This is a genomic window from Kribbella sp. NPDC056951, from assembly GCF_042674205.1.
Lineage (GTDB): Bacteria > Actinomycetota > Actinomycetes > Propionibacteriales > Kribbellaceae > Kribbella > Kribbella yunnanensis.
In genome coordinates, this window is the sequence record NZ_JBHUQZ010000002.1 from 231,689 (window position 1) to 243,525 (window position 11,837).

Here is an 11,837-nt window from a genome sequence, read left to right on the forward strand (position 1 = left end):
AAGGCAGGACGCTACTCGCCCGCGGTGAACGCCCGCTTACCGCGCGATGACGCGGAGGCGCTCGATCGTCCGGGTCAGCACGGTCTCGAGTGGTGTCGCCGAGACGCCGAGGACGGCCGAGGTATGGGTGGCGTCGAGCAGCAGCGGATCGTTGTCGAGGTACTGCATCTCGATCAGTTCGGCCATGATCGGGTCGTCCTGACCGAGCCGTTCGAGCTCGGCCGGCGAGATGCTGGTGAGTTGCGGAGCCGGCGCCTCGGCGAGCCTGGCCAGCTCCACCGTCAGAGCGCGCACCGGCAAGGTCGAGGTGGACGGGACATGCCAGGCGCGTCCCCAGGCATCGTCGTGGCGAGCAGCGGCAATCATCGTGCGCGCGGTGTCCTCGACGTACGACCAGCTGTGCTCGACGTCGAGCTCGCCGGGATAGGCGGCGGCGACACCTGCCAGCACGGCCGGCGGGACGATCAGGTTGTAGACCGACATGGTGTCCGGGCCGAGGAAGTCGCTCGCGCGGATCTCAGTCACCCGGGCGTTGCTGGCCAGGGCGTCGTCCCACATCCGTGCGCGGACCGAACCCTTGACCGTAGTCGGCGCCGAGGGCTGGTTCTCGGTGATCGGGCCTGCGACCGGACCGTACGCGTAGAGATTGCCGAGCATGACGTAGTCCGCGCCGGTGCGCTCGGCGGTGGTCAGCATGCCGGCCGCGAGAGGTGGCCAGTCGCTCGGCCACCGGTCGTACGACGGCATCGCGCAGTTGTAGAGCGTGGTCGCGCCCTCGCACAGGCTGGTTAGCTGGTCGACTGCGGTGGCGTCGGCCGCGACACGTTCGATGCCCGGGTGGTCCGGGCCGGAGCCGCTCCGCGTGACGAGCTTGACGCGCTCACCATCGTCCGCGAGCAGCCAAGCCAAGGCCCGGCCGGTCCCGCCGGCGCCGACCACGACAGAGAAGGTCATGTGCATCTCCCGAAGAGTTGTTGGAGCTCGACCCTACGAAGGCAACTCACGCCACGGACATGGTCACAACGCTCGACGACATATCCAGCCGTCTAAACTGAGGACGTGGACGTGCTGAGCGACGTACTGACTGCCCTGCGAACCGGACGTCCGCACGCGGCTCGAACCGAGGAGCAGGTTCCGTGGGGGATCCGGTTCCCGCCAAGCGACGGTGCCGGGTGCCACGTGTTGCTCGAAGGGTCGTGCTGGCTGCTTCCGGCGCGTGGCGAGCCGATCCGGTTGAGCATCGGCGACGTGGTGTTCGTGCCGCACGGTGCGGGCTATGCGTTGGCCGACCACCCGGACAGCCCGCTGACCGAGTTCCAGTTCGACACCGCGCCGGCGGCCGATGCGGTCGGGGCGCAGGGCCCGGCGATCAAGCTGCTGTGCGCGGCGTACTACTTCGACCGATCGAGCAGCCACCCGCTCCTCGGCGAGCTGCCGGAGGTCGTGCATCTGTCCGGCCGGCATCCGTCCTTGCGCGCGGCGATCGACCTGCTGGCGAGCGAACTCAGCGATCCCCGAGCGGGCTCGTCCGCGATCTTGGCGGGACTCGTCGACATGCTGCTGATGTTCGTGCTGCGCGCCTGGTTCGCGGACGAACGGGCCACCGAGGGTTGGGCGACAGTGCTGGCCGACCCGGCGCTGATGGCGTCGCTGCGCGGTATCCACGGCAGTCCGCAGCACCCATGGACGGTGGCTGAGCTCGCCTCGCTGTCCGGGTTGTCGCGGTCGAGCTTCGCCAAGCGGTTCACCGACGCGGTCGGCCGGACGCCACTCGGCTATCTGACCTGGTGGCGGATGACGCTGGCCGCGCGCCGGCTGCACGATTCCGATGCGCCGCTGCGGGCGATCGCCGCGCAGACCGGGTACGGGACCGAGTTCGCACTCGCCAAGGCGTTCAAGCGCGAGTACGGCGTCGCTCCCGGGGAGTACCGCCGTACTCGCCTTACCGCATGATGACGCGCCGGGGGAGGGCTTGGCCGGGGGCGAGGCGTCTGCAAGATTGGCGGCATGGCTGAACAGGTTGACGTGGTCGTGATCGGGCTGGGTGTGGGCGGCGAGGAGGCCTCCGGGCGACTGGCCGAGGCAGGGCTGAACGTGGTGGGGATCGAGCCGCGGCTCGTCGGCGGTGAGTGCCCGTACTACGGGTGCATCCCGAGCAAGATGATGATCCGCGCCGCCAACCTGATCGCCGAGACGCGCCGCGTCGACGGCATAGCCGGTACGGCGTCGGTTCAGCCGGACTGGGCGCCGGTGGCGAAGCGGATCCGCGACGAGGCGACCGACAACTGGAACGACCAGGTCGCGGTCGACCGGCTGGTGAAGAAGGGCGTCACGTTCGTCCGCGAGCACGCCACGATCACCGGAAAGCGCACGGTGAAGGCGGGCGACCGGGAGTTCGAGGCGTCGAAGGGCATCATCGTCGCGACCGGCACGGTCCCGCTGGTGCCGCCGATCGACGGCCTCGCCGGTACGCCGTTCTGGACGAACCAGGACGCGATTCGGGCCGAGACGTTGCCGGCCTCGTTGGTCGTGCTCGGCGGTGGCGCGATCGGGGTCGAGCTCACCCAGGTGTTCGCCCGGTTCGGTGTGGCCGTGACCGTGGTCGAAGGCGCCGAGCGAATCCTGTCGATGGAGGAGCCGGAGTCGGGTGACCTCGCTCGCGAGGCGCTCGAGCGGGACGGTGTCGTCATCAACACCGGCGTACACGCGTCGAAAGTTGCGCACGACGGCAATGAGTTCACGATCACCCTGGATGACGGCCGCACGGTCACCGGTGAGAAGTTGCTGGTGGCAACCGGTCGGCGGGTCGACATCAAGGCCCTCGGCCTGGATCAGGTCGGGATCGACGCGGACGCGCGCAAGATCGAGGTGGACGAGCACGTCCGGGCCGCGGACGGCGTGTGGGCGGTCGGTGACGTGACCGGGGTCGGCGCGTTCACGCACACCGCGATGTACCAGGCGAACATCGCCGTACACGACATCCTCGGCACGCAGGATGCGCCGCTCGCCCGGTATCACGCGATGCCGCGAGTCACCTTCACCGATCCGGAGATCGGCGCGGTCGGGCTCACCGAGAAGCAGGCCCGCGAGCACGGGCTGAATGTCGCGACCGGTTCGACGCAGATCCCGTCGTCGTCCCGGGGTTGGATTCACAAGGCCGGGAACGAGGGTTTCATCAAACTCGTGGTCGACACAGACCGCGGCGTACTGGTCGGTGCGACCAGCGCCGGGCCGACCGGTGGTGAGGTGCTCAGTGCGCTCGCGATCGCCGTACATGCCGCCGTGCCTGTGCACTCTCTGCAACAGGTCATCTACGCGTACCCGACGTTCCACCGTGCGATCGGTGATGCTCTGAAGGATTTGTGACGACCCCTGTTGCGATTCGATCGCAAAAGGACGAAGAATGTGCGCGTGCATGTTCCTGATGGGTTCTTCAACGCCCCGACGTCCGTCGCCACCGGCCTGATCGCGGCCGGTGCCGTCGGTTTCAGCCTGCAGCGCGCGAACCGCGAGATCCGGGAGACCGGTCCCGCGCTGGCCGGGCTGACCGCGGCCTTCGTCTTCGCGGTGCAGATGGTGAACTTCCCGGTCGGCGCCGGCACCAGCGGTCACCTGCTCGGCGGTGCGCTGGCGGCCGCGCTCGTCGGCCCGTGGACCGGCGTACTGGTGATGTCGACGGTGCTGCTCGTGCAGGGTCTGCTCTTCGCGGACGGCGGCCTGACGGCACTCGGTACGAACATCACGTTGATGGGCCTGATCACGGTGCTCGTCGGGTACTTCCTCACCCGCGCCCTGCTCCAGGTGCTGCCGCGCCGGACCGGGAGCGTCGTACCGGCTGCGACCGTCGGCGCACTGGTCTCCGTACCGGTCGCGGCACTGGCCTTCACCGGCCTCTACGCGATTGGCGGCGCGGTCGACATCCCGCTCGGCAAGCTCGCCACCGCGATGGTCGGCTGGCACATCCTCGTCGGCATCGGTGAGGCCGTCATCACCGCGGCCGTCCTCGGTGCGGTGGTCGCGACCCGTCCCGACCTCGTGTACGCCGCTCGCCACCTCCAGCAGGATCTGATCCTGGTCGATGCCGACGGCAACACTTCCACGGTGTCCCCGGATAAGCCGATCGCCGCGAAGCCGGCCGGTCGGTCGCTCGGGATCAGCGTCGCCATCACGCTGATCGTTGCCGGGGGCGTCAGTCTGCTGGCCAGCGCGCATCCCGACGGCCTCGAGTTCGTCGGCGCCAAGCTCGGCTTCGAGAGCGCGGCCAAGGACTCCGCGGTCGCGGGCAGCCCGCTGGCCGACTACGGCGTGAGCGGCATCGGCAACGCGCAGGTCTCCGGCGCGCTCGCCGGCATCATCGGCGTACTGGTCACGATCGCCGTCGGCCTGGCCATCGCCAAGGTCGCGTCGCTCCGCACGAACAAGGCCTCGTGAGCGGAGACGGCCTGCTGGTCGCGGTCGACAGCAAGGTTCACCGGATCCCGGCGCAGGTGAAGATCGTCGCCCTGTTCGTCTTCGTCCTGGCCGTCGTCTCCACCCCAGCCGCCAACTTCTGGGCCTTCGCCCTGTACGCCGCCTTCCTCGTCGCCGCGCTCGTGGTTGCGAAACTCCCGGCACTCGTGGTCTCGCGGCGGCTGGCGGTGGAGACGCCGTTCATCGTGTTCGCGCTGCTGCTCCCGTTCGTGGCGACGGGACCGACGGTCGACGTACTCGGCGTGCAGTTGTCGCAGTCCGGCGTACTCGGCGCGTGGAACGTCCTGGCAAAAGGCACGCTCGGCGTGATCGCGGCGATCCTGCTGTCAGCCACAACCGGTCCGCGCGAACTGCTCGCCGGACTCGAACGCCTGCGGTTGCCGTCGACCCTCGTGGCGATCCTGTCGTTCATGGTCCGCTACCTGAGCGTCGTCTCGGACGACCTGCATCGGATGCGGATCGCCCGGGAGTCCCGTGGGTACGTCGGCGGCCGAGCCGGACATCTGAAGGCGATCGCCGGGGGAGTGGGCGCACTGTTCGTCCGCAGTTTCGAGCGTGGTGAGCGGGTGCACCTGGCGATGCGGTCGCGTGGTTACACCGGCCGGATGCCGCTGCTCGGCGAGGTCGGGGCGACGCGGGCCCAGTGGATCGAAGGGCTGACGATCTCCCTGGCTGCCGTGGCCGTCGCGGTGGCGGCTAGGGTTGTCGGCTTGTGAGCGGTCCCGCGATTCATGTCGAGCGTCTCGTCTTCGCCTACCCCGACGGGCGGCAGGCTCTGTACGGCGTCGATTTCACCGTCGAGCGCGGTGAGCGCGTGGCCCTGCTCGGCCCGAACGGCGCCGGCAAGACCACCCTCGTCCTGCATCTGAACGGGATCCTCGGCTCGGTCGCCGGCGGTTCGGGCAGTGGGCGGATCGAGATCGGCGGGACCGGCCTGCACCGCGATCATCTGCGCGTGATCCGGCGGAAGGTCGGCCTGGTCTTCCAGGATCCGGACGACCAGCTGTTCATGCCGACCGTGCGCGATGACGTCGCCTTCGGACCGGCGAACCTCGGCCTGCGCGGCGCCGAGCTCGATGACCGAGTGCGCGAAGCACTAGTCCAGGTCGGCATGCAGGATCACGCGGACCTCGCTCCACACCACCTGTCCTACGGCCAGCGCCGCCGAGTCGCGGTCGCCACCGTGCTCGCGATGCGTCCCGAGGTACTCGTCCTCGACGAGCCGTCGAGCAACCTCGACCCGGCCAGCCGGCGCGAGCTCGCCGACATCCTGACCGGTCTCGACGTGACGCTGCTGATGATCACCCACGACCTGCCGTACGCCCTGCAACTGTGCGAGCGGAGCCTGCTGATGGACAGCGGCCGGATCGTCGCGGACGGCCGCACCAGGGACCTGCTCGGCGACGCGGACCTGATGAGCGCGCACCGGCTGGAGCTGCCGTACGGGTTCGACCCGCTCTCGGTGCCCGGACCCGAAGGCCGCTGACCTACTCCAGAAATACGCGGCCAGTTTCTTACCAAGACCTTGTCTGTTACCCGCGAGTCGGCCATCGTGACTTTGAGTACTTCAGTCGCCACCCCTCGCACCCAAGGCGGTCCGCCCATGAAGTCCATCGTCAGTGCTCTGTCCGCCGCGGCCCTCGGCGCCGCGACGCTCCTCGTCCCTGGTGTCGCCCACGCCGCGGTCAACTACGTTGCCCTCGGCGACTCCTACGCCTCCGGAGTCGGCACCCGCACCTACATCTCCAGCAGCGGTTCGTGCCAGCGCTCGACCAAGGCCTATCCGTACCTCGACGCCGCCCGGCTCGGCGCGAACCTGACCTTCGTCGCCTGCTCCGGTGCGCGCGTCGCCGACGTCACGAACAACCAGCTCAGCGCGGTCACCAGCGCGGCCAACCGGATCACCGTCCAGGTCGGCGGCAACGACGCCGGCTTCTCCTCGGTGATCACCGAATGCGCCAAACCGGCCTGGCTCGGTAACTGCGACACCGCGATCAACAACGCCCAGGCCACCATCAACAACACCATCCCCGGCCGGCTGAACGGTCTCTACGCCTCGATCAAGAGCCGGGCATCCTCGGCCAAGGTCATCGTCGTCGGCTACCCACGCCTGTTCAACGGCACCGACTGCAACGCCGGTACCTTCTTCAGCCCCGCCGAGATGACCCGCCTGAACCAGACCGCCGACCTCCTCAACTCGAAGATCGCCACGGCCGCGAGTGGAGCCGGCTTCTCCTTCGTCAACCCGACCTCCGCCTTCGTCGGTCACGCCGTCTGCGGCAGCCCCGAATGGATCAACGGCCTCTCGAACCCCGTCAGCGAGTCCTACCACCCCAACATCGCCGGCCAAGCCGCCTACGCCAACCTGGTAGCCCCCGCCCTCACCAAGGACTGACCCACAACGTCCGAAGGACCCGCAGGCCTGGTCTCCGGATCGTCGGACGTTAGCTCCCCCTTCCACGTAACGTCCGAACGATCCGCAGGCCTGGTCTCCGGATCGTCGGACGTTGCGCGGGTGGCGGTTACTCGGTGGCGACGTATTCGCGGAGGTGTTCGGCGGTGAGGGTGGGGCTGGACTCGACCAGGTCGGCTGGGGTTCCGGTGAACACGACTTGGCCGCCGTCGTGGCCGGCGCCGGGGCCGATGTCGATCAGCCAGTCGGCGTGCGCCATCACGGCCTGGTGGTGCTCGATGACGATCACGGTGTTGCCGTCCTCGACCAGCTTGTCGAGCATCGTCAGCAGGGCGTCGACATCGGCCAGGTGCAACCCGGTCGTCGGCTCGTCCAGGATGTAGATCGAACCGTTCTTGCCCATGTTGATCGCGAGCTTCAGCCGCTGGCGTTCACCACCGGACAGCGTGGTCAGCGGCTGCCCGAGCCCGATGTATCCGAGCCCGACAGCCGACAACCGGTCCAGGATCGTCCGGGCCGGCCCCTTCACGAAGAACTCGCGGGCTTCGGTCACGGTCATCCGCAGTACCTCGCTGATGTTCTTCCCGCGCAACTTGTACGCGAGCACCTCGGCCGTGAACCGCGCCCCGTTGCAGACCTCGCAGACCGACGCGACCTCGGCCATCATCGCGAGATCGGTGTAGACCAGCCCGATGCCCTTGCACGACGGGCACGCGCCGACCGAGTTCGCGCTGAACAGACCCGGCTTCACGCCATTCGCCTTCGCGAACTCCGCCCGGATCGGGTCCAGCAGTCCGGTGTACGTCGCCGGGTTGCTGCGTTTGGAACCGCGGATCGGCTCCTGCCCGGCCACGATGACTCCAGGCCGACCGGCCAGCGAGCCGTGGATCAGCGAGCTCTTGCCCGACCCGGCCACCCCGGTGACCACGGTCAGTACACCCAGCGGGATGTCGACGCTGACATCGCGCAGGTTGTGCAGGTTCGCGTTCTCGATCACGAGCTTCCCGGTCGGACGCCGTACGTCGTCCCTCACGGCAACGCGGTGATCCAGATAGCGGCCGGTCAACGTGCCGGACCGCTTCAGCCCGTCCAGGTCACCGGAGTAGCAGAGCCGACCGCCGGACAGACCGGCCCCCGGACCGAGGTCGACGACGTGGTCGGCGATCCGGATCGTCTCCGGCTTGTGCTCGACGACCAGCACGGTGTTGCCCTTGTCGCGCAGCTGGATCAGCAGGTCGTTCATCCGCTGGATGTCGTGCGGGTGCAGCCCGACCGTCGGCTCGTCGAAGACATAGGTGACATCGCTCAGACTGGAACCCAGGTGCCGGACCAGCTTCACCCGCTGCGCCTCACCGCCCGACAGCGTGCCCGATTCGCGATCGAGGCTGAGGTAGCCCAGCCCGATGGTGACCATCGAGTCGAGTGTCTGCCGCAACCCGTCGAGCATCGGACCGACACCGGGGTGCTCGACTCCGGCTACGAACTTGGCGAGATCGCTGATCTGCATCGACGAGCAGTCGCCGATCGTGCGGCCGTTGATGGTGACCGACCGGGCCGCCTCGTTCAGCCGCGCGCCACCACAGGACGAACAGGTCTCCTGCCGAACCGCGCGCTCGCCGAATGCCCGAGCCGGAGCCTGCATGGTGTCCAGGTCCTTACCGACGTACTGGCGCTTGACCTTGGCTGCGAGTCCTTCGAAGGTGAGGTTGCTCTTGCCGATCTTGACCTTCATCGGTTCCTGCCAGAGGAACTGCTGCCAGGTCTCGGCCGAGTAGTCGCGCAGCGGCAGGTCGGGATCGAACAGACCGGACTGCGAGAACAGTTGGTACCACCAGGTCTCGGGACCGTACCCCGGCACCTTGATCGCGCCATCCTTCAAACTGAGGTCCCGGTCGACGAGCTCGTCGACGTCGAGTTCGGTGGTCCGGCCGAGACCCTCGCAGACGGGGCACATCCCCTCGGCCCGGTTGAAGCTGAACGCCGAGGGCGGCCCGACGTATGGCGTCCCGGCGCGACTGAACAGGACCCGCAGCATGGTGTGCGCGTCGGTGGCGGTGCCGACCGTGGATCGGGAGTTGGCACCGATCCGCTCCTGGTCGACGACAATGGCTGCGGACAGGTTCCGCAGGGCGTCTACGTCCGGCCGGGCCAGACTGGGCATGAAGTTCTGGATGAACGCGGTGTAGGTCTCGTTGATGAGTCGCTGGGACTCGGCGGCGATGGTGTCGAAGACGAGCGACGACTTCCCGGACCCGGAGACTCCGGTGAACACGGTCAGACGGCGTTTGGGGATGTCGAGCGAGACGCCGGCGAGGTTGTTCTCGCGGGCCCCGCGGACCTCGATCAGGTCGTGGCTGTCGGCGGCCGGGTGACCGGCTGGAACGGTCGAATCGGTGGCAGGCATCCTTCAATCCTCCCATTGAACCGCCGATGAAAACTTTGAGCGCGAAGCCATCGCTCACCCGGGCCGGAAAGTTTCGACACAGCGTGAAGGATGTGAGAATGTCCGGCATGCGAGCCACCGTGAAAGACGTCGCGAAACTGGCCGGGGTGTCCCCGAAGACGGTCTCCAATGTCATCAACGGTGTGGTGTTCGTCCGGCCGGAGACCCGGGCCCGGGTCGAGCAGGCGCTGAGCGAGCTCGACTACGTGCCGAACATGAGCGCCCGCGGCCTGCGCAACGGCCGGACCGGCATGATCGCCCTCGCCCTCCCGGACCTGCTCCGGCCGTACTCGGCCGAGATCGTCCACCTCGTCGTCGAGCTCGCCCACGAGCGCGGCTGGGGCGTCCAGATCGAGCAGACCGCAGCCGAGCCCCGCCGCGAATTCGAGCTGCTGTCGAAGGCCCGCGCGTACCTGGTCGACGGCCTGATCCTGAACCCGGTCAACCTCGACGACAGCGCCGTACTGTCCGCCGGACCGCTGCCGCCACTCGTCCTGATCGGTGACGTCGACCAGGACCTGGTCAGCCAGGTCGCGATCGACAACGTCGCCGCGGCCCGCGACATGACCCGGCACCTGATCGCCCGCGGCTGCCGCCGGATCGTCGCGGTCGGTACGCCGGAAATCCCGCGTGGCTCGAGTGGCGCCGGCGTACTGGGCAGTGCCGCCGAAGCACCCGGTACGGCGGCCTCCCGGCTCCGGACCGCGGGTTATCGCCAGGCGCTCGAGGAGGCCGGTATCCCGAACGACCCGGCCCTGGAGATCGGACTGGACCGCTGGCGACCCGAGGGCGCAGCCACGGTCGTGGGGAAGTACCTGGCCGAGCGCGAACTCCCCGACGCGTTCTTCTGTTTCACCGACACCGTCGCCTCCGGTGCGCTGTCCGCGCTCTGGAGCGCCGGCGTCGCCGTACCGGATCAGACGCTGGTCGCCGGGTTCGACAACGTGCTCGAGAGCCAGTTCATGATCCCGCCGCTGACGACGGTCGACTTCGACCGGCGCGCGTTCGTCGGCGCCGCGCTCGAGCTGCTCGAGGAGCGGATGGCGGACAAGAACGCCGCGCCCCGCCGGGTGATCGTCCCGCACCGGGTGATCGAGCGGGTCAGCACCACCCGCTAACTCGAACACGTTCCGGCAAAAACACACACAAACACTTGTCAACGTATTCCAACGATGTAATCATCCAGAAATCCCTGCGAAGGAGACTGGATGAGTGCGTTGGAACGGCGGTTCTCCCGCCGTCGGTTACTCGGTACGGCGGCCGCGGTCGCCGGTGGTGGCGCCCTGCTCGGATGCTCGCCCGGAGCGTCCCGGTCGGCCGCCGACCTCAGCTACTGGCACCTGATGACCGGTGGAGACGGGATCGTGATGGCCGGCCTGGTGGACGCCGTCAACGCCCAGCACCTCGGCTTCAGTGCCACCCAGACCGTGCTGGCCTGGGGTCCGCCGTACTACACCAAACTCGCGATGGCCTCGGCCGGCGGCCGGGCACCGGATCTCGCGATCATGCACGCGTCGCGGATCGCGGGCTATGCGCCCGGCGGCCTGCTCGAGCCATGGGACCTCGACCTGCTGGCGGAGGTGGGGTTGCGCGAGAGCGACTTCCCGCCGCTGGTCTGGCAGAAGGGCCTGTACGACGGGAAGCTGTACTCGATCGCGCTCGACACCCACCCGTTCGTGCTCTACTACAACACCGAGCACGCCGAGAAGGCCGGTGTCACCGACGCGCTGCAGACGATGAAGTCGCCGGAGGAGTTCACCGAGACTGCGCGCAAGCTGCAGAAGGTGACCGGCAAGCACGGTCTGTCCTACGGATACCTCGGCGACGGCTCGCAGATGTGGCGGCTGTTCTACACCTTCTACCGCCAGCAGAACGCCGAGATGAAGCTCGTCCCGGGACAGCAGGCCCAGGTCGACGAGGCCGCCGCGGTGAAGGCGCTCAAGTTCGTGCAGTCGCTGCTGGACGACACGATCGCCACCAAAGCCGGCGACGGCGGTACGGCGACCAGTGAGTTCCTGCACGGTGAGAGCGGGATGCTGTTCGGCGGTGTCTGGGAACTCCCGACGCTCAAGGAATCGAAACTGCAGTTCGACGCGCGTCCCATTCCAACGTTGTTCGGGACCGACGCGGCGTACGCGGACTCGCACACGTTCGTGCTGCCACGGCAGTCGAAGCTCGATCCGGAACGACGGCGGCACACGTACCAACTGGTCGCCGAGATCCTCAAGCGGTCGGTCAAATGGGCCGGTGCCGGCCACATCCCGGCGTACCAGCCAGTGGTGAAGAGCCCGGAGTACCAGGCGCTGAAGCCGCAGTCGAACTACGCGGGCATCCCGGAGTACGTGAACTACGACCCGGACGCGTGGTTCGGGGGTGCCGGGAGCGACTTCCACCGGTACTTCGCGGAGAACGTCCAGAACGTGTATCTCGGCAGCGGTGATCCCGAGGCGGGGTTCGCCGGATTCGTGAAGCGGCTGAACGTGCTGCTCGACCGCCCGCAACCGGTATGAA

10 protein-coding genes are annotated in these 11,837 nt (G+C 68.1%); 8 read left to right on the top strand and 2 right to left on the bottom strand.

Annotated elements, in window-relative coordinates; genetic code table 11:
• Positions 1-36: 36 nt before the first annotated feature.
• Entirely contained in the window at positions 37-954 is a 918-nt protein-coding gene (locus ACFTSF_RS08610; RefSeq protein ID WP_380153257.1) for an NAD-dependent epimerase/dehydratase family protein, read from the bottom strand.
• A gap of 105 nt (positions 955-1,059) precedes the next feature.
• Here ACFTSF_RS08610 and ACFTSF_RS08615 point away from each other — a divergent pair, with 105 nt between their 5' ends.
• From ACFTSF_RS08615 to ACFTSF_RS08640, 6 genes are all read left to right on the top strand, one after another.
• Complete coding sequence (locus tag ACFTSF_RS08615) at positions 1,060-1,953, top strand: AraC family transcriptional regulator (protein WP_380153258.1); 894 nt, start codon at positions 1,060-1,062, stop codon at positions 1,951-1,953.
• Between the two features lie 54 nt (positions 1,954-2,007).
• Positions 2,008-3,366 (top strand): dihydrolipoyl dehydrogenase family protein, encoded by a 1,359-nt coding sequence (locus ACFTSF_RS08620; RefSeq protein WP_380153259.1) that lies wholly within the window; start codon positions 2,008-2,010, stop codon positions 3,364-3,366.
• Positions 3,367-3,411: 45 nt separating this feature from the next.
• A complete protein-coding gene (locus ACFTSF_RS08625) occupies positions 3,412-4,431 on the top strand; it encodes an energy-coupling factor ABC transporter permease (protein ID WP_380153260.1) in 1,020 nt (339 codons plus the stop codon).
• Positions 4,428-5,186, top strand: coding sequence for a cobalt ECF transporter T component CbiQ (gene cbiQ, locus ACFTSF_RS08630; protein ID WP_380153261.1), 759 nt, complete (start codon positions 4,428-4,430; stop codon positions 5,184-5,186). Before ACFTSF_RS08625 ends, cbiQ begins: the two co-directional genes overlap by 4 nt.
• The gene (locus ACFTSF_RS08635) at positions 5,183-5,956 is read left to right on the top strand and encodes an ABC transporter ATP-binding protein (protein ID WP_344147349.1); all 774 of its coding nucleotides are present in this window, start codon (positions 5,183-5,185) and stop codon (positions 5,954-5,956) included. The genes cbiQ and ACFTSF_RS08635 overlap by 4 nt, the downstream gene beginning before the upstream one ends.
• A gap of 117 nt (positions 5,957-6,073) precedes the next feature.
• Entirely contained in the window at positions 6,074-6,865 is a 792-nt protein-coding gene (locus ACFTSF_RS08640) for an SGNH/GDSL hydrolase family protein (protein ID WP_380153262.1), read from the top strand.
• A 127-nt stretch (positions 6,866-6,992) separates the two neighbouring features.
• On the opposite strand, the gene ACFTSF_RS08645 is transcribed toward ACFTSF_RS08640, so the two are convergent.
• Positions 6,993-9,287 carry an ATP-binding cassette domain-containing protein gene (locus ACFTSF_RS08645; protein ID WP_380153263.1) on the bottom strand — a complete coding sequence of 765 codons (2,295 nt, stop codon included), beginning with the start codon at positions 9,285-9,287 and terminating at the stop codon, positions 6,993-6,995.
• Between the two features lie 107 nt (positions 9,288-9,394).
• Between ACFTSF_RS08645 and ACFTSF_RS08650 the strand changes: the two genes are divergently transcribed.
• Together ACFTSF_RS08650 and ACFTSF_RS08655 are read left to right on the top strand one after the other, a co-directional pair.
• Positions 9,395-10,444: a LacI family DNA-binding transcriptional regulator gene (locus tag ACFTSF_RS08650; RefSeq protein WP_380153264.1), complete on the top strand. Its 1,050-nt coding sequence runs from the start codon at positions 9,395-9,397 to the stop codon at positions 10,442-10,444.
• Positions 10,445-10,534: 90 nt separating this feature from the next.
• The gene (locus ACFTSF_RS08655) at positions 10,535-11,836 is read left to right on the top strand and encodes an extracellular solute-binding protein (protein WP_380153265.1); all 1,302 of its coding nucleotides are present in this window, start codon (positions 10,535-10,537) and stop codon (positions 11,834-11,836) included.
• Position 11,837 lies beyond the last annotated feature (1 nt).